Genomic DNA, 17148 nt, shown 5'->3' on the forward strand with positions numbered 1-17148 from the left:
TTCGCAGTCACCTCACGTTCTGTGATTCTTCGCCTGGCGCAGTCTCCCCACCGCAGGCCTGACGTACAGACGTTTCTGCATCGCTTTCTTCACTGAAATCTTTTTCCAGATAGTCACGGAAAACGTTAGGGTGACTGTTTTTTGCAACCAGCCTGTTGAGCAAAGCGATCAGTTCATAATCGCTTCGCAGGTCAAATTTCTGCATCAAAATATATTTATGGGTAAATACCGTTTTATCGCTTATCCGCAACGCTTCAGCTATCTGCATAACTGATAAACCCCGGTAAAAACTCACCATAATTCTGACTTGCTGTGGTGATAAGACTCTATGTTGACAATTCAGACAGGTATTTTTATTCCAGCTATATCCAGGTAATTGCATTTTAAGCCATGCAATAAAGAGCGTCTCGCTCACCTGGTCAAGAGAAGCGTTACGGGAAATAAATATAATATCCTGAAAACAGGATGACATCGCCTGGAAGCGAAACGCATCGTCAACCAACCCTATCACAATGCCTTTTTTGCGGTATTTAAACTCAGGGAAGCAGGTCAACATCTCACCATTACATAAAGAAAGAACGACAATATCGGCCATACTGACGCTGTCAGCCGTAAATACATAATTAAACTGGAGATGATGCTTAAAATTACGGGAAAAGAAATCCACAAGAAAATATTGTAATCCGGCTCTAAAAAACAGATCCGTTTCTTTAATCAAAATATTCAACATAGATCGTACCGATGTATCGTAATAAAAAAGACGAACAGTTCTCTTCCACTTAATTGTATTGCAGCGTAACCATCACAACTGCACTTATGCTTCCTGGCGCTACCCCACCCGATACAGATTTAACCAACGCCTGCATTGGCATAGTTGCGGTTCTGTCTGCCGCGATGTTTTGTGAGATGCTGGAACCCGTCCCCTTGAGCATGCCAGACGCCCGCTCTCTCATTGCCACCGCAACATTGGTGGCCGAACCGCTGTTCATATAATAGTCCGCGCCTGCAACAGGATCGGGCGTTCCGGTAAAGCTGGCGGTGACGGTACGCGTACCCACCGGACAATGGGTAAACACAAAATTAAATGTGACCGGATCGGACGTTGACCCTGGCGTCGCCATATTTATCGCCTGAATATTCCCAAGGTTCACATCAAGATTTGAATTCCCGCCGTTAAATACACAGGGCGAGGCCACAATATTTCCCGTGACGCTGACATTCACACCGTCTGCGGCATAGACGTTCCAGCACAATAAAGCGAGAAAGAGAAATTTCTTATATTGTATTTTCATTATCTCACCTGTTACTGGTAGGTCAACGTCAGCGTTGCTGAGGCATTTGCTGAGCCCGGTTCAATGCTCGTTAACGTTTGATAATAGCGAGCCGTTAATGGTAACGTCTCTTGCCCACCCGCAGATTGTTTTAACAGAATCCGGCTATTCATGACCAACGGTGAACCGTTATATAAAAGCTGCACACCAACGCCTTTTGCCGTACCTGCATTCCCTTGTCCTGTTAACGCCATTACGCTTGTATCAGCCACATCCGGGTTTTGTATACCACTCAGTGAAACGTTGATATTGGTTCCGGCGGAACAACTTAGTCCCAGATTTTGCGTATTCTGCGCCCCTGCCGGCGTTGTTCCCACAACAGAACCGAACATTGAAACAGGAATATCACCCATCGGAAACGTTAACTGAGACGAACTGATACTGCATGCCAGCGCGTTGATAGTCCCATCGTTAAGCTGCGTGGTGAGACCTTCGCGGTAAACTCCATCAGCCCCCTGCAGCATAACTACGCCAATGACACCAGGCATTAATACGCCTGACGACACCGGGCCGGTTACAATCAATTCAATCTTTCCGCCAAACCATTCGACATAGGATGTCTGGGCGTTATACGTAAATGTATTATTCGGACTCTCAAAGTAATTCCCGGAGGAAAACCGTATTCCAATGCCACTGATATTAGTGGCGTATACGTGGTTGCCAAAACCACTCGGTATTGCATTATTATACCGCATACTGAATCCCAACATTAACGGATTGGAACACCCCGTTAAATACGAAGTTGTCCTTGTCGCTGCACGGGAAAATATCACTGTACCGACAGGTGTATCGCGCTGAACGTTAATCGTACCGACAGACAGCGTAGAAAGTTGCGGCGTAATCGTTGTACAGGTTCCGGCATGGGCAATATTCCAGCCAGTAAACGAACACAGCAAAAATATAAAGGTTGCAATTTTCATTTTAACGGTCCTGAAGGCACTGTGCGTTTACTTCTGTTATGCCCCCATAAGATGATTGTTTTGGCAAGCTGAACTCAGCCCGACACCGTTGACCAGGTTGATTTCCCCATGTTGCTAATATTGCTCCCTGCTCGCGCATACCCGTTAAGTACACCTGTCCGCGATCGCCCACGATAAAACTGCTCTGGCTATCACCTGAGAGCGTGACCACCGCGCCAAATGGAACAAAATGGTTATTATCCGATAAGGTCATCAGAACCCGGCGACCCACTTTAGAGATATATTCGGCTTTAACCAGCGCTCCCCGCGTCGGTATTACCGTTCGGGTATTAATGTCCAGTTCAACATCGTCAGGCATATTTTCCGGATCGAGAATAACGTCATTTTTCCGGTAAACTGAAAGATTGCTGACCACCGTATAGCCTTTGTAATCCGTGCGGACACCCGGCTGATTTCGAATATCCACGCCATGAGCGCCGGGTGCTTTTACCAGTACATTTGTTTCCCCCAGCGGCTGAGAGAGTGTCACACCGTCACCATGAAGGATGATCCCACCCTGCAAACCATAATTCAGACGTGTACTGTTTTTATCGTAGCTATACCCCACCGAGGCTTCGCCGTATGTTCCTTTATAGTCACCGTTTACATTACCTGTATAACCCACGCCATCCGTACCGTAACCCTGTTGCATGTTCCAGCTCAGAGCCCGGTTCTCCAGCGCCACGCCGTTCATACCAATATTGTGCGTCGTGCCGCGATCCTTGCTCGCGTTCACGCCATAGTTAGCCCAGGTTTGCGGCAGGAATTTCTCCAACGGCACGCTGACATTAAAAGCCAGGAGCTGATCGTGGTCATAGGTTTTAGCGCTCTCGTTATTTGAGGCAGAGTGGCTGTTTTTACTGTATGTCCATGTCACGCCATAGCTGATGTTGTGCCAGTAATTGTTGTATCCGACGCTCCAGGAGACCATCGATTGAGGGGAATTCCAGTAATCTTCACGCGCAGCGCTAAGCGTCAGAGCGCCGAGGTTTCCCCCCAGCGTCTGGCTCATTGTCAGCTCCGCACGGTTACGTCTTCTGTCCTGCAGTGCAGTGCTGTCCCCGTATGAATCCAGCACGTCCTGCATCCCGTAATAGCCACTGGTCGAATAGCGGTATCCCGCAATGGAAAAATTCGTCCCGCTATTCACAAAGTTCTTGCTGTAACGCGCTCGCCAGGACTGGCCGCGCGTTTTTGCTGTTTTATTCGGTGTGGACCATGCCTGGATCACGTCTGCGGACAGTGCGCCAAAATCGCCCATGTTTTTACCTGTACCGAAAGCAAGCGACTGATATTTGCTTGATTCCTGCAGTCCCCCGTAGAGGGTAATGCCATGCTTCAGGCCATATATTCCGGTGATTTGTCCAAACGGGGTGTTATCCACACTGCTGTTATATGAGCGATATTGTCCTCCGGTGAGGGCATATTTCAGCCGCCCCTCACGCTGCAATACGGGCAGGGAGGCATAAGGCAGAGTGAAATGTTGCTCGCTTCCATCGGCTTCTTTAATCGTCACCTCAAGATCCCCTGCGCCTCCGGTGGGATACATGTCCACAATTTCAAATGCGCCAGGCGAGACATAGCTTTGATAAATCTGATACCCGTTCTGGCGCACCACAACCTGAGCATTGGTACGCGCGATACCGCGTACCACCGGCGCATAGCCTTTCAGTGAGTCTGGCAGCATGTCGTCGTCCGATGCCAGCTGTCCACCACGAAAAGGCATGCTGTCAAACACATCGGCAGGCGCAGTGCTGTCCCCTACCGTTAGCTGCGCTTTCAGGGGAATAATGGCACGCTGAACGTAGGTATAGACGGTGTCCCATTGATCCTGGCCGGATGCATCACGCGACCACGTGGAGTAATTTCGTAAACGCCACGGGCCAATATTTATCCCCGGACGCAGGTTTGCGTACTGGCTATCGCTGTTAGTGCCATTGCGCGTTTTCGCCCAATTGTTCGCGCCACTCAGACTGTAATTGAGCATTGCAGCCTGTATACCCTCATCCCACATCTCCGGCGGTACAGAGCCTCTTGCAGGCAGGCTAATTGCAGCCTGGGGGATACTGATGACCAGCCGCTGAGTGCCAAACTGAAAATCTGTGCTGGCTTGTGGAATTGCCTGAAGATTAGCGCAAACACTGTTGTCGGCTGCAATATCAGGAAAAAGATCGGTTTTCACTCCCCAGCGTTTGAGCTGTTCCACATTCAGGCAAGGCTGCAATTTTTCATTGCCATCAACGTCTTTAAGGGTATTAAAGGGGATATCAACGGTCTCGATTAACTGGTCGTCAAGAATGACGTCAACATGGTACGTTCCAGGCATCTGCGATCCTGATTCAAAGGCAGATAAATCTGCCCTGCCCATTCCAGGATTATCCAGTTCAACCAGTTCGGAATTAAACGTCTCGCTGGCATACAGAGGCTGTGCTGAACCTGTAAGCGCGATGGCGATATACGTCGCCAGGCGAGCAGGCCGCATCTTATTATTTTTTATTGTCATTGTTATAAGCCTAATCAGTACAGAAGCGCCGCTTTTTAACACTCACAAGCTGGCTTGATGTGATTTTCCGGGGCTGCCATAGTCGTTGATAATTTTAAATATGAGCGAGTTGCCACGAGCCCCTGCGGGTAATGGGAAGCGGGCTGATTCTCCTGGCAAAACATATGTCACATCGTCAATGTTTTGGCCGCCAACACTCACTTCATTAAAATTGATCACATAGCGTGTTGGGTTAGTGACCTGAAGTTCATTTCCTGTTCTTTGCCAGGTTAATTTCGTCGCTTGCTCTTCCGGTGTTGACGCACGAAGATCCTCAGGCCGATAAATGAGCTTAATACGTGTTTTAACGGCGATTTGCAGAGAATTAGCCTGGCTGGATGCAGCCGGAATGGCTTTAATATTTAGCCAGAACAACGTTTCTTTATCCTGCGGCAAGGTTCCTGTCATCACGATACGTTCCACGTTTTGTTGCCCGCCATCCAGACGGTATAAAGGTGGTGTGATAATAAAAGGCGTTTTACCGGAATGACCGTCTTTTAAATCAATCCAGGACTGAATTAAATACGGAGTGCTGTCAGGGTTAGTGACACCTATTGACGCTTCCTTTTTCGCACCATCAAAAATGATACGCGTGCCGCCAATAATCACTCCGGCATTGGCCCCTGAAAATATTAGCGGTAACGATACCGCGGCCAACCCGATTGTTCTGATAAAACGCATGTGATTCCTCATAAAACAAAGGGGCCGGGAAGCCCCCCCTTTTAATTGCTGCAAATGGCTTAGTTGTAAACAACAGAGAAATTAGCGACTGCGTTAGCCGGACCCGCCGTCACCGCTGACGCTGTTGAAATATACTGGGCATAAAAATCAAGGACATTTTCCGTCGCGCTGTTGAGCACGTAGGAGAACCCGTTGTTATCATGAAGAGGTAGATCGGCTTTATCTGCGGTCATCAGGTTAATCGCCACACCCGTTGCCGCACCAGTAATGGAGGAATCAATAGCAAGCAAACTGCTATTGGTTACATCAGGCGTACCGTCAAAGCGCACCTTTGCAGTAGTTACTGATACCGGACAGTTTTTCAGAATAATATTGAATTTTTTCGCGGCCGTTCTGGCACCTGTCGATGAAAATTCCGTTTTATTATAATCCCCCAACACCACTACCTGGTTCTGGGATGCCACATCAACATCACAGGCAGAATCCAGAATATTTCCATTAAAATTCACGGTGCCCGCTGCTGCGAAAGCGTGAGTCATTGTCAATGCAGAACTTGCTGCGAGCATAGCAATGATAATTTTCTTTTTCATGATGCCATATCCTGTATTACTTTATTTATTACTGATATTCAGGCAAAAAACATTTAATGGTTCATTCACCATTTGCGTTTTGTCCATTGTTATTTATATGCAGACAGAAACAGAACAAAATGAGTATTGCTGATACAATAAATTTCTGGCGCTCCTGTCGGCCTGATAAAACTTATCCTACTCCCTACCTGCAGACAATGTGTTTTGGAGTCTAGCTGTAGACTCGAATTTAACAAAAATAAAACATTATTATTTAGGATAATCTCAAGCCCGCCAAAAACGGTCCACTTTTAGACTGACGTAACAAAACCTATTATTTCAAACGGTTAAGGCCCTCTTTTCTGTAGGTCTATTATTAGACTCGCGCCTGATATTCCATGAGTTGCTGGTTTTTAAGATAATTCTTGGGTCGATTAGAAAGATAGTCTCTGCTGGCGAGGTAACCAATGAACACGCGAATCGCACCTGTACTCGGCGATGAACAATCTACTGTACTTGGATTAAAGCCCTATAATCACATTGAAAAAATAATTGATAACGTACTTCCATTTACTGAACGGCTCATTCTTGCAAAAGGTGAAATTATCCATTATTTCAACAATGAAATTCGTCAATGTTTTTTGCTGATACATGGCAGCGTGGCTTTACATCGTCGCGGTGACGGGATTGTTTTGAATTCAGAATCCTCACCGTTTATTCTTGGCGTAAGCAGTCAATTATCTTCAGAGCACCTTTATGTCAGGGCGGTTGAAACCTCGGAGGTAGCGAGCGTACCTCTGGAATGCTTTAATCGTGTGATTGCAGAGCATAACCTCTGGGAACATTTCTCAAACCTGCTTATCTATACTGCATCCCGTGTTTATGAACATTGCGCTCAGATTTCCCAGATGTCTGCTTATGACATCATTCGCTTTCAGCTTGTGGAATTGATGCAAGAGCCTGACGCAATAAGACAAAATATCACCGCGGCTGCTTATATTAAAAGCCGAACCTACCTCTCTCGTAGCGGTATTATGAGGATACTGGCGGAGCTGCGCACGGGAAAATACATCACAATGGAACGCGGCGTATTGCTTGATATCCACCACCTGCCGCGGAAGTACTGACCGTCAATTTATATCTGGAGATAGCTGAAGATAAGAGCGAAACTATAACGTATACGTTCTTCTCAAAGGTTATAGCCATGTCCGCTTCAGACCAGCCATTTCGCGGTTCTCCTTATGCACAGGAACTTATTTCTCATTTCTGGCCATACTGCACTCCCCGCAGAACAGGCCGCGGTGAGCAACTTGACCTTCAGGTAAACGGCCAGGCAATGTGTTATTTAATTACGGAAGGCACGATTGCAGTATACCGAAGAAGCGACAACATGATGCTTTCAACGGCGCGCAGTCCCGCGCTTTTTGGCCTGGCTAACCTTACCGGCACCTACTTCAATGACTATCTTAAAACCGTCAGCCCTTGTCTGATCGGCGTGCTTACTACCGAACGGGCAAATGAAATCATCAAAGAAAAAGGGTTATGGGGGCTTATCTCTAAGCAACTGATGTTTGTCTATGGCCGCCTTTATAACAACGTAATGCCTCAGGGTGCGCCGACCGCGTATGAGATGATTCGCCAACAGTTAATCAAGCTAATGGATGAAGATGAGAGCTACCGTTGCAGCGTAACGGCGGAAAGGTATATCAGAGAGAAAACGCAGCTTTCCCGTAGCGGCGTAATGCGAATTCTGGCGGATTTAAAAACCGGCGGGTTTATCGAAATGGATGAAGGCAGGCTTATTAAAATCAACAAACTTCCTGCTAAATACTGAATTTCAGAGACAAAAAAGGCCGCAACCGCGGCCTTTTCTTTAGCGCTTAATGGACGTGAACGCCCAACCGCCAGGCAAAGTAGATCTCTTCTTTCAGTTCATTTGAAGAGAGCGCCAGCAAATCAGCAAACTCCAGCTCAAGCTGTTTCAGTTTTTTCAGGTACTGCGCCGGAGACAGGTTGCTCTTATCGCGACGTAAATATTCGATTGCCAGTTGGGTTGGGGTTATTTCAGTATCCATGATGTCCTCGCTTATGTTCAAAACCTGACCAGTATACCACAATGCGCTGGTTAGTTTTTGACCAAAGGCAAGGCATCCGGAAACTTTACACAACCGCCGTCGTCAGACGGGACGAACAACACAGGCGTTCCTGTTCATCCAGAATATCAATCTGCCACACCTGATGACGGCTCCCGGCATGAAGCGCGCGACAAATACCGCGCACGCGGCCCCTGCGCACCGAGCGAATGTGGTTGGCGTTAACCTCCAGCCCGACGACCTTCTGCTCCCCTTCCGTACACAGATAACCCGCCACCGAGCCCAGCGTTTCAGCCAGCACAACGGACGCACCGCCGTGCAACAAGCCAAACGGCTGGTGAGTACGGTTATCGACCGGCATCGTCGCCTCCAGTTCGTTCTCACCAATACGGGTAAACTGAATATCCAGCAAACCCACCATATTCCCCTCGCCCATGGCATTCAGCGCCTGTAGCGTCACTGCACGTTTCCAGATCATCCTATAATCTCCAGTAAAGCCTGTAATGGATGGCGGACACCGTTACCCTCAACGCGTTTCACCTGGCTGCGGCAGGAGTAGCCCGTCGCCAGACAGCGGTTTCTCGGTAAGCGCTGCATCGCCTGGTGCCACGACAACTCGTAGATACCCAATGAATTAGCATGATTTTTAACTTCATGCCCGTATGTCCCCGCCATCCCGCAGCAGCCGACGCTGACGCTTTCCAGTTTCGCGCCAAAACGGGCAAAAATAGAGGCCCACTGTGCCGGTGCGCCTGGCAGCGCGGTGACTTCAGTGCAGTGGCCAAACAGATACCACGGTTCGCCGCTGACCTCTCTGTTGTCCGTCTGCTCCAGGGCGGCAGGCAGCCACTCATGCACCAGCATAACGTGGAAATCGCCGCGTTTGTCACCGAGCGTCTGCTTGTACTCATCGCGATAGCAAAGCACCAGTGCCGGATCAACACCGACCATCGGCATCCCGAGCTGCGCCACGCGGTTCAGGAAGTCCGACGTTTTCTGCGCGGTTTTCGCAAAGCGGCTCAGGAAACCTTTAATGTGCTGCGCCTTGCCGTTCGGTGAGAAGGGCAATACCACCGGCTGCCAGCCAATTTTCTCCGCCAGTCGCACAAAATCCGCCACCACCTGCGCGTCGTAGTAGCTGGTGAACGGGTCCTGAACCACCAGCACCACATTCGCTTTTTGCTCAGGGCTTAGCGCCTCAAGCTGCTCCAGCGTCATGTTCGCAGAGTGGTGCCCCACCAGCTGGCGCTGCAGCGATGGCGCAGACAGCAACGGCAAATCCACCATCCCGATATGTTTTTCGGAAAGTTTGCGCACCAGCGGTTGATTGATAAAGAAGTTAAAGGTTTTTGGCGCGCGCGCCATGAGTGGCGCATAGCTTTCCACAGTCGCCACCAGGTGGTCGCGCATCGGGCGCAGATAGCGCGTGTGGTAGAGCTGCAGGAAGCGCGAACGGAACTCCGGCACGTCTATCTTAATCGGGCACTGGGTTGAACAGGCCTTGCAGGCCAGACAGCCGGACATTGCCTCTTTTACTTCATGCGAGAAATCGTATTCGCCCTTATTCGCATGCCAGCTGTTCCGGGTACGTTCGATAAGCGAGCGCAAACTGGCCCGTTTTTCCGGCAGTTCCTGCTCAAGTTTCAGTGGATCGACGCCACGGTCGGCCAGCAGACGCAGCCATTCGCGCACCAGCGTTGCACGGCCTTTGGGGGAGTGAATGCGATTGCTGGTGATCTTCATCGACGGACACATCGGGCTTTTCACATCGAAGTTAAAGCACAACCCGTTGCCGTTACATTCCATCGCGCCGCGCCAGGATGTACGGACCGCAATCGGGATCTGACGATCGTAAGTACCACGTTTGGTGGCATCGACGCGCAGCATTGGCGCATCAACCCCTTCAGGCGGGCAAATTTTACCAGGGTTAAGACGGTTATCCGGATCGAATGCCGCTTTGACTTTGCGCAGCTCACCAAACAGTTGCTCACCGAAGAATGCCGGGCTGTATTCGGCGCGGAACCCTTTGCCGTGCTCGCCCCACAGCAGACCACCGTATTTTGCGGTTAAGGCCACTACGTCATCCGAGATCGCCTTCATCAGGATCTCCTGCTGCGGATCGCACATATCCAGCGCCGGGCGCACGTGCAGCACACCCGCATCAACGTGCCCGAACATACCGTAGCTCAGGCCGTGGCTGTCCAGCAGCGCGCGGAACTCCACAATGTAATCCGCCAGATGTTCAGGCGGCACGCAGGTATCTTCAGCAAACGGGATCGGCTTGGCGGCACCTTTGGCGTTGCCGAGCAACCCCACCGCCTTTTTGCGCATCGCGTAGATACGCTCAATACCGGAAAGATCGTTGCACAGCTGCCAGCCAATGACGCCACCTTCCCCCGCAGCAATAAGGTCGTCCAGACGCTGGCAGAGCGTACTCACCTGGCTTTCAATCAGTTCGGCGTCATCACCTGCAAATTCCACAATGTTCAGACCGAGCATCTCTTTATCTGGCACATCGGTAATCAGCTCGCTGACGGAATGCCAGACGATATCTTCGCGGGCCAGGTTAAGCACTTTCGAATCGACGGTTTCCACCGACAGCGCCCGTGCCTCCACCATAAACGGCGCATTGCGCAGTGCAGAATCGAAGGAGTTATATTTAACGTTCACCAGGCGGCGCACCTTCGGCAGCCGGGTGATATCCAGACGCGCCTCGGTGATAAACGCCAGCGTGCCTTCCGAGCCGGTCAGCACGCGTGTTAAATCGAACTGGCTCAGATCATCATTAAAGACGTGGCGCAGATCATAGCCCGTCAGGAAACGGTTCAGTTTCGGGAATTTATCGAGGATAAGCTGGCGGTTGTCGCGACAGCGTTCCAGCACGGTGCGATAAATTCGCCCGATCGTGGTGTTCTCTTTACCGAGCGTTTCGGCCAGTTCGACCGGCATCGGCTGGGTATCAAGGATATCGCCCCCCAGCAGGACCGCACGAACCCCCATCACGTGATCTGAGGTTTTCCCATAGACCAGGGAACCTTGTCCGGACGCATCGGTATTAATCATCCCGCCAATCGTGGCGCGGTTGCTGGTGGAAAGTTCCGGTGCAAAGAAGTAGCCGTAGGGTTTCAAAAATTGATTGAGCTGATCTTTGATTACGCCCGCTTCCACGCGTACCCACCCCTCTTCAGGGTTGATCTCTATGATGCGGTTCATATAGCGCGACATATCAATAATAATGCCCTGGTTCAGCGCCTGTCCGTTGGTGCCCGTACCGCCACCGCGTGGGGTAAATACCAGAGAGGTGAACCGCTCCTGCGACGCCAGACGGGCAATCAGCGCCACATCTGCGGTTGAGCGTGGAAAAACGACTGCATCGGGAAGAAGCTGGTAAATACTGTTATCGGTCGCCATCGTCAGCCTGTCGGCGTAATCCGTGGCGGTATCACCTGTAAAACCCTGTTGCTCCAGTGACTGCAAAAAATTAAGCACCAGCTGAACGACGCCAGGTGCCTGAGAAATCTGTGGGATCATTACGGTCGACCCTAATTAGAGGTGTGAAATCGTTTGCGTTGTGTCTGGAAAGTTTTATCACATTTTTTTCTTATACGCTCAGCAGAATTACAGGCAGAATCCGCCTGTCAAAAATCGCTGAAATCACTAATGATTAGTAAGACGCGGTTTACGTTTCCGTCAGCCATGCTGACGTTCATTAAAGGAAAGTTTCATTTATGGTCAATCTTCGTCAGCCCAGGGATGTTGCGCAAATTTTGCTGTCGGTGCTGTTTTTAGCCATCATGATAATTGCGTGTCTGTGGATTGTTCGCCCCTTCGTGCTCGGCTTTGCCTGGGCCGCGACCGTTGTCGTCGCCACCTGGCCCTTGCTGCTGCGTCTGCAGACGTTACTGTTTGGTCGTCGCGGGTTAGCGGTGCTGGTAATGACACTGCTGCTCTTCCTGCTGTTCATTATTCCGATTGCGCTGCTGGTGAACAGCCTGGTTGATTCCAGCGGCCCGATTATTCGTGCTGTTACCAGTGGCGACCTGACTCTGCCGGATCTCGCCTGGCTTAACAGCATTCCCGTCGTCGGGGCAAAACTCTACAGCGGCTGGCACAACCTGCTGGAGATGGGTGGCAGCGCCCTGATGGCAAAAGTGCGCCCCTATATCGGCACCACCACCACCTGGTTTGTGGGACAGGCGGCGCATATTGGTCGCTTTATGATGCACTGTACGCTGATGCTGGTCTTCAGCGCCCTGCTGTACTGGCGTGGAGAGCAAGTTGCGCTGGGTATTCGTCATTTTGCAACCCGTCTGGCGGGTAAACGTGGCGATGCCGCCGTCCTGCTGGCTGCACAGGCCGTGCGCGCGGTGGCCCTTGGCGTCGTGGTGACGGCACTGGTACAGGCGGTGCTGGGCGGTATCGGTCTCGCCATTTCAGGCGTGCCTTACGCAACCGTCTTTACCGTCGTGATGCTGATGACCTGTCTTGCGCAACTGGGGCCATTGCTGGTTCTGGTGCCGGGCATTATCTGGCTCTACTGGACAGGCGATACCACCTGGGGGACCGTTCTGCTGGTCTGGAGCTGCGTTGTCGGCACCATGGATAACGTGATTCGCCCGATACTGATCCGCATGGGGGCTGATTTGCCGCTGATCCTGATCCTCTCAGGCGTGATTGGCGGCTTAATCGCTTTTGGGATGATCGGTCTGTTTATTGGTCCGGTGCTGCTCGCCGTGACCTGGCGTCTGTTTTCTGCCTGGGTGCATGAAGTCCCACCACCGGGAACCGATCCGGACGTGATCCTCAGCGAGCTTGAAGAGCTGGAAGACAAGAACAAGCAGTAACAGCGTTGCCGGGTGGCGCTACGCTACCCGGCTTTGATTTCCTTCAGCAATACTTAAACACCGCTAAACTATTTATTCCCTGCACACTGGTCAGACCCGCCATTTCGCCCGTAAGACTGCCATTCACTCTACGAAATCTTTACGTCTCTTTAACTATTGAGACGAATCTGATCGACGCAAAAAGTTAGCATGCCTACTATTAGGACACGGTTATAAATCAACACCTTGATTTATAAGCATGGAAATCCCCTGAGTGAAAGAACGAATTGCTGTGTGTAGTCTTTGCCCATCTCCCACGATGGGCTTTTTTTTCAGTAATTTACAGTGCTATGTAGGGCTTTAGTGTGCAACTATGCGATGAGCAAAAAGTGCTATCATTCTTGTTCCCATAAAATATCAATAGCTTACGCTGTGTGCATATTGTTTCTGGTTGTTTGACAAACACAACAAGCCCCAAAAAATGGAAGCTCCAGAATCTCTTTGAACTCCTGTTCTTTCATTGTCTAGAAAGTTCCCCTGCATTCAAATTCATTAATCTTAGGCATAACAGGACCAAACACAGTGACAATAGTTAAACCATCATTCACCCAATGGACATAAAGCCTATTCTGTTCATCAAAGGTAAAGACGCTACTACCATCCTCAGCGGTTCCAGAGTGATAGTATTGCTTGCCAGCATGCTCCATAAATTCACCCTGCTTATCAGTGCCATTTTCAATAGTGGCTTTATTCCCGTTCATATCCTTACAGACAAAAGCAGAAGCGTTAGCACCTAAGGAAGCAAGTAGTGTGGCGGCAATAATGAAATGCTTCATCTTAATCCTCAACAACATAAGGAAAGTCTTTGATGAAATTATCAAAGTCAGCACGTAAGCGCATTTTCTGTTTATCAGAGCAGCCCTTATAACTACCTTTGATTATCTGGGCACTAGAAACAAATCCTTTCTCACGTTGCTCTTCATTAGGTATAAATACATCAGCTTCGTAGAAGCTATTGGTGTGAGGCTCAAAGGTGAATGTATTAGAGTTACTAGAATCCCCAGTGTTAATAATATGAGAGTCAGGCATAGCTCCCAGATAAGTGATTCCCATTAACATTGTATGGTCTACAGGGTTAATTGGCTCATAGAAAAGCTTGCCATTTGTTTTCATGAAAATTTCAGCGGATGTGTTTTTATGCAAATCCTCCTTACTTACACCCTTAGCATTACTTACGGTCCAGTCATTAAAAGTAACGACGCGGCAGAAATCAGAAGCTGTAGCTGCTGTAGACATAGCCATTAATAATACCAAAATACTCTTATTCATTTCCATCCCCTGCGAATGCCATTAAACAAACTGTAAGCCCTGCTCATGCGTTTTATTATTAACAGGGCTACAAGAGTGCTTAGTTTGATTAGATTGTCTCTGTAGTCTTTCAGCGTTTCCCGCATGGATTGGAAAGGAGCAGCAAGCGCTTCAAGTTCCATGAGTCGAATTGTTAACGCTGCTGCTCTGGGCGTGGCTAACCCCCGTGTTTTGGAATGCAGTACGATTTCAATCATTCTCTTATCGTAACGCTTCTTCCAAAAGTAGCCTTTCTTGTCTGTGTGCATTAAGTGTGCAAACTGTGTGCTCATCACTAAACCCCGAGGTTTCTAAGGATTCATTGTAAGCACCGCCATTACAGACTTCTTAGCTTTGGATGTTGCCCTTAAAGTGGGCAAGTATCCTTTTTGCCCATCTCCCACGATGGGCTTTTTTTTAAGCTGATTACGCGCGGCTGATATGACAGGTACTCAACATCCGCCACTCTTCAGGCAGCACCCGCGTCTCCCCACGCACATTCACCGTCACCACCTTGCGAATATCCGCCGACGATGCGCCAACCTGCAACTCAAATTCCCCAGGTTCGACGATTCGCTTCCCGTCCCGGCGCGTGAAATTCAGCATCTCGACGGGCAGCGTGAAGGTCAGCGTGGCGGTTTCACCTGGCGAAAGCGTAACGCGCTGGAACGCTTTTAACTCCTGCAGTGGCCGCACCTGCGTGGCGACTTTATCCCGCACGTAAACCTGCACCACTTCGCTACCACTGCGCTCGCCGGTGTTAGTGATATCAACGCTCAGCACAATATCACCTTCGACAGGCACACGGTTTTCAGCCACGCGCACCTCTCCCCAGTGGAACTGCGTCCAGCCGAGACCAAAACCAAACGGATACCGCGAGCCAAAATGGAACGCAAACGGCGTACCGCCACTTTTCAGCTTGTGGTTGTAATAATAGGGCATTGCGCCCGCACTCTTCGGCACGCTCACCACCAGCCTGCCCTGTGGCTCTGCGCGCCCCGTCAGTATATCTGCAATCGCCCAGCCCCCTTCCTGCCCCGGTGCCCAGGCCATAATCAGCGCGGCGACCTTATCTTCCAGCCCCTGCAGGTTGTACGGGCGTCCACCGGTCATAACGACAATCACTGGCTTACCGGTTGCCACCAGCGCTTCCAGTAACTGCTGCTGTACGCCTGGCAGGTTCAGGCTGTCCGTATCCGAACCTTCCCCCACGGTGCCGCTCTGGAACAATCCGGCGAGATCGCCGACGCAAGCCACCACCATGTCACTCTCTTGCGCAGCGTTTACAGCCTCGGGAATCAACGCAGCACTTTGTGAAACCGGCGATTGCTGCATCGGTTTTCCGCCGCTGTCGCCAGGGAAGACCGGCGCACCCGCCATCCTTTTTTCGATGATGTGGCACCCTTTGGCATAGCGCACCTGCGATGTGCCCAGGTACTGCTCCAGCGCTGCGCGCGGGGTCGTCACCTGAGGAGTCTCTTCAACCATATCGCTGATAATCAAGTGCACCGGGAAGCTGTAGCCGCTCAGCAAGGCAAGCGGATCGTCTGCTGTCGGTCCCACTACCGCCACGCGAGGTTGGCCACCGAGGGGCAAAATGCCGTTGTTTTCCAGCAGCGTTATCGATTTTGTTGCGACATCCCGCGCAGCCTGCCGGGTAACCTCATTTTGCAGGTCAATGCCATCTTCATCGACATACGGGTTTTCAAACAGTCCAAGACGGAATTTTTCAGCCAGAACGCGCGTCACAATCTCATCGATTTTCGTCATTGCGATCAGTCCGCGCTCTACCGCTTCCGCCAGGTGCCGCGCACAGTCATCTTTCGGCAGTTCAACATCCAGCCCGGCATTAAACGCCAGCGCTGCAGATTCAGCAGCATCATGGGAAATACCGTGATGCTGGTGCAGCAGACTGACGCCACCATAATCCGCCACGATGATCCCGTCGAATCCCCACTGTTCACGCAAAACGGTGGTCAGCAGGAAGCGATCGCTGTGCCCCGGCTGATTATCAATATCGTGGTAAGCGGGCATCACCGAACCGGCATTTGCCAGCTTCACCGCCATTTCAAACGGCAGCAGGAAGGTGTCGTTCAGCTCGCAAAAACCCAGATGTACCGGCGCATGGTTGCGCGCCCCTTCGCTGAACGAGTGACCGACGTAATGCTTAAGGGTCGCCAGCAGATCGCGTTTCTTCCCCTGTAACCCTTTGACATATGCCGTTGCCATGACGCCAACAAGCCACGGATCTTCACCGAACGTCTCTTCGGTGCGCCCCCAACGCACATCGCGGGAGACATCCAGCACCGGAGCCAGCCCCTGCTGACAGCCGACAGACCGTGCCTCCTTGCCAATCTGCTCAGCCGCATGCTGCACGAGGTCCGGGTCCCAGGTTGAACCGTAGTTCAGTGAGGACGGGAACAGTGTCGCGTCTTTGCACAGCAGGCCAACCAGACACTCTTCATGGAACAGCGCCGGAATGCCGAGCCGCGTCTCTTCAACCATCATGCGCTGCAGGCGGTTTGCCGCGCGCACGCCGGTTTTTGCATCGACGATGTGCGTACCCAGCGGGCGCGTGATCTGCCCAACGCCCAGCTTCAGACGCGCTTTTAGCGAAGCCTGTTCACTGACACCGGCAAATTCATCACTCAAATCGCTCCGCTCGCGGTGGTCGCCATTTTCATCGAGGATCAACCAGTACGCATGCATCTGGGCAAATTTCTCTTCCGGGGTCATACGCGCCAGTAGATCAGCGACGCGCTCGTGCACGGGGCGACCCGCGTCCTTATAAATAGCCGTCATG

At 50.8% G+C, this 17148-nt stretch carries 16 protein-coding genes and 1 other RNA gene; 4 read left to right on the forward strand and 13 right to left on the reverse strand.

All coding sequences use genetic code 11. The annotated features are described in order from the left end of the window. Nucleotides 1-7: 7 nt before the first annotated feature. The 6 genes from ABGB15_RS12055 to ABGB15_RS12080 are packed head-to-tail and all read right to left on the reverse strand — an operon-like array spanning nt 8 to nt 6103. A complete protein-coding gene (locus tag ABGB15_RS12055; protein ID WP_215723201.1) occupies nt 8-730 on the reverse strand; it encodes a LuxR C-terminal-related transcriptional regulator in 723 nt (240 codons plus the stop codon). Nucleotides 731-779: 49 nt separating this feature from the next. Next, nucleotides 780-1292: a fimbrial protein gene (locus ABGB15_RS12060; RefSeq protein ID WP_215723200.1), complete on the reverse strand. Its 513-nt coding sequence runs from the start codon at nt 1290-1292 to the stop codon at nt 780-782. Between the two features lie 11 nt (nt 1293-1303). After that, nucleotides 1304-2251 carry a fimbrial protein gene (locus ABGB15_RS12065; protein WP_215723199.1) on the reverse strand — a complete coding sequence of 316 codons (948 nt, stop codon included), beginning with the start codon at nt 2249-2251 and terminating at the stop codon, nt 1304-1306. A 1-nt stretch (nt 2252) separates the two neighbouring features. After that, complete coding sequence (locus ABGB15_RS12070) at nt 2253-4793, reverse strand: fimbria/pilus outer membrane usher protein (RefSeq protein WP_215723198.1); 2541 nt, start codon at nt 4791-4793, stop codon at nt 2253-2255. A gap of 42 nt (nt 4794-4835) precedes the next feature. Next, on the reverse strand, nt 4836-5513 hold the full coding sequence (locus ABGB15_RS12075; RefSeq protein ID WP_215723197.1) for a molecular chaperone: 678 nt from the start codon (nt 5511-5513) through the stop codon (nt 4836-4838). 59 nt (nt 5514-5572) lie between these two features. Continuing rightward, entirely contained in the window at nt 5573-6103 is a 531-nt protein-coding gene (locus tag ABGB15_RS12080) for a fimbrial protein (RefSeq protein ID WP_152084335.1), read from the reverse strand. A 446-nt stretch (nt 6104-6549) separates the two neighbouring features. Here ABGB15_RS12080 and ABGB15_RS12085 point away from each other — a divergent pair, with 446 nt between their 5' ends. Both ABGB15_RS12085 and ABGB15_RS12090 read left to right on the forward strand, forming a co-directional pair. Beyond that, a complete protein-coding gene (locus ABGB15_RS12085; RefSeq protein ID WP_152084334.1) occupies nt 6550-7209 on the forward strand; it encodes a winged helix-turn-helix transcriptional regulator in 660 nt (219 codons plus the stop codon). A gap of 77 nt (nt 7210-7286) precedes the next feature. Then, nucleotides 7287-7916: a winged helix-turn-helix transcriptional regulator gene (locus ABGB15_RS12090; protein WP_152084333.1), complete on the forward strand. Its 630-nt coding sequence runs from the start codon at nt 7287-7289 to the stop codon at nt 7914-7916. Between the two features lie 46 nt (nt 7917-7962). On the opposite strand, the gene ABGB15_RS12095 is transcribed toward ABGB15_RS12090, so the two are convergent. The 3 genes from ABGB15_RS12095 to ABGB15_RS12105 all read right to left on the reverse strand — a co-directional run bounded on the left by ABGB15_RS12095 (nt 7963) and on the right by ABGB15_RS12105 (nt 11706). Beyond that, nucleotides 7963-8157: a YdiH family protein gene (locus tag ABGB15_RS12095; protein ID WP_010430192.1), complete on the reverse strand. Its 195-nt coding sequence runs from the start codon at nt 8155-8157 to the stop codon at nt 7963-7965. A gap of 85 nt (nt 8158-8242) precedes the next feature. Beyond that, on the reverse strand, nt 8243-8653 hold the full coding sequence (gene menI, locus ABGB15_RS12100) for a 1,4-dihydroxy-2-naphthoyl-CoA hydrolase (RefSeq protein WP_215723195.1): 411 nt from the start codon (nt 8651-8653) through the stop codon (nt 8243-8245). Continuing rightward, complete coding sequence (locus ABGB15_RS12105) at nt 8650-11706, reverse strand: FAD-binding and (Fe-S)-binding domain-containing protein (protein ID WP_215723194.1); 3057 nt, start codon at nt 11704-11706, stop codon at nt 8650-8652. Before ABGB15_RS12105 ends, menI begins: the two co-directional genes overlap by 4 nt. A 197-nt stretch (nt 11707-11903) precedes the next feature. Here ABGB15_RS12105 and ydiK point away from each other — a divergent pair, with 197 nt between their 5' ends. Then, nucleotides 11904-13019, forward strand: coding sequence for an AI-2E family transporter YdiK (ydiK, locus tag ABGB15_RS12110; protein WP_152084330.1), 1116 nt, complete (start codon nt 11904-11906; stop codon nt 13017-13019). A gap of 206 nt (nt 13020-13225) precedes the next feature. Further along, an RNA gene (gene rprA, locus ABGB15_RS12115) (antisense sRNA RprA) lies at nt 13226-13333 on the forward strand. Between the two features lie 189 nt (nt 13334-13522). Here rprA and ABGB15_RS12120 read toward each other — a convergent pair. The 4 genes from ABGB15_RS12120 to ABGB15_RS12135 form a co-directional block, all read right to left on the reverse strand. Then, nucleotides 13523-13834, reverse strand: coding sequence for a hypothetical protein (locus tag ABGB15_RS12120; RefSeq protein WP_215723193.1), 312 nt, complete (start codon nt 13832-13834; stop codon nt 13523-13525). 1 nt (nt 13835) lies between these two features. Then, nucleotides 13836-14327: a hypothetical protein gene (locus tag ABGB15_RS12125; RefSeq protein WP_215723192.1), complete on the reverse strand. Its 492-nt coding sequence runs from the start codon at nt 14325-14327 to the stop codon at nt 13836-13838. Then, the gene (locus tag ABGB15_RS12130; protein WP_215723191.1) at nt 14324-14638 is read right to left on the reverse strand and encodes a hypothetical protein; all 315 of its coding nucleotides are present in this window, start codon (nt 14636-14638) and stop codon (nt 14324-14326) included. Before ABGB15_RS12130 ends, ABGB15_RS12125 begins: the two co-directional genes overlap by 4 nt. A gap of 133 nt (nt 14639-14771) precedes the next feature. After that, nucleotides 14772-17147 (reverse strand): glycoside hydrolase family 3 N-terminal domain-containing protein, encoded by a 2376-nt coding sequence (locus tag ABGB15_RS12135; RefSeq protein ID WP_215723190.1) that lies wholly within the window; start codon nt 17145-17147, stop codon nt 14772-14774. Nucleotide 17148: the final 1 nt, after the last annotated feature.

The organism is Enterobacter sp. MALB-1 (genome assembly GCF_041021625.1).
Lineage (GTDB): Bacteria > Pseudomonadota > Gammaproteobacteria > Enterobacterales > Enterobacteriaceae > Enterobacter > Enterobacter oligotrophicus.

Bases quoted from the DNA above. Each gene is read 5' to 3' on its own strand.
- ABGB15_RS12070 (WP_215723198.1), bottom strand. From the start codon at position 4,793: ATGACAATAAAAAATAATAAGATGCGGCCTGCTCGCCTGGCGACGTAT.
- ABGB15_RS12085 (WP_152084334.1), top strand. From the start codon at position 6,550: ATGAACACGCGAATCGCACCTGTACTCGGCGATGAACAATCTACTGTA.
- ABGB15_RS12125 (WP_215723192.1), bottom strand. From the start codon at position 14,327: ATGAATAAGAGTATTTTGGTATTATTAATGGCTATGTCTACAGCAGCT.
- ABGB15_RS12065 (WP_215723199.1), bottom strand. From the start codon at position 2,251: ATGAAAATTGCAACCTTTATATTTTTGCTGTGTTCGTTTACTGGCTGG.
- menI (WP_215723195.1), bottom strand. From the start codon at position 8,653: ATGATCTGGAAACGTGCAGTGACGCTACAGGCGCTGAATGCCATGGGC.
- ABGB15_RS12120 (WP_215723193.1), bottom strand. From the start codon at position 13,834: ATGAAGCATTTCATTATTGCCGCCACACTACTTGCTTCCTTAGGTGCT.
- ABGB15_RS12095 (WP_010430192.1), bottom strand. From the start codon at position 8,157: ATGGATACTGAAATAACCCCAACCCAACTGGCAATCGAATATTTACGT.
- ABGB15_RS12075 (WP_215723197.1), bottom strand. From the start codon at position 5,513: ATGCGTTTTATCAGAACAATCGGGTTGGCCGCGGTATCGTTACCGCTA.
- ydiK (WP_152084330.1), top strand. From the start codon at position 11,904: ATGGTCAATCTTCGTCAGCCCAGGGATGTTGCGCAAATTTTGCTGTCG.
- ABGB15_RS12135 (WP_215723190.1), bottom strand. From the start codon at position 17,147: ATGACGGCTATTTATAAGGACGCGGGTCGCCCCGTGCACGAGCGCGTC.
- ABGB15_RS12060 (WP_215723200.1), bottom strand. From the start codon at position 1,292: ATGAAAATACAATATAAGAAATTTCTCTTTCTCGCTTTATTGTGCTGG.
- ABGB15_RS12090 (WP_152084333.1), top strand. From the start codon at position 7,287: ATGTCCGCTTCAGACCAGCCATTTCGCGGTTCTCCTTATGCACAGGAA.
- ABGB15_RS12130 (WP_215723191.1), bottom strand. From the start codon at position 14,638: ATGAGCACACAGTTTGCACACTTAATGCACACAGACAAGAAAGGCTAC.
- ABGB15_RS12055 (WP_215723201.1), bottom strand. From the start codon at position 730: ATGTTGAATATTTTGATTAAAGAAACGGATCTGTTTTTTAGAGCCGGA.
- ABGB15_RS12105 (WP_215723194.1), bottom strand. From the start codon at position 11,706: ATGATCCCACAGATTTCTCAGGCACCTGGCGTCGTTCAGCTGGTGCTT.
- ABGB15_RS12080 (WP_152084335.1), bottom strand. From the start codon at position 6,103: ATGAAAAAGAAAATTATCATTGCTATGCTCGCAGCAAGTTCTGCATTG.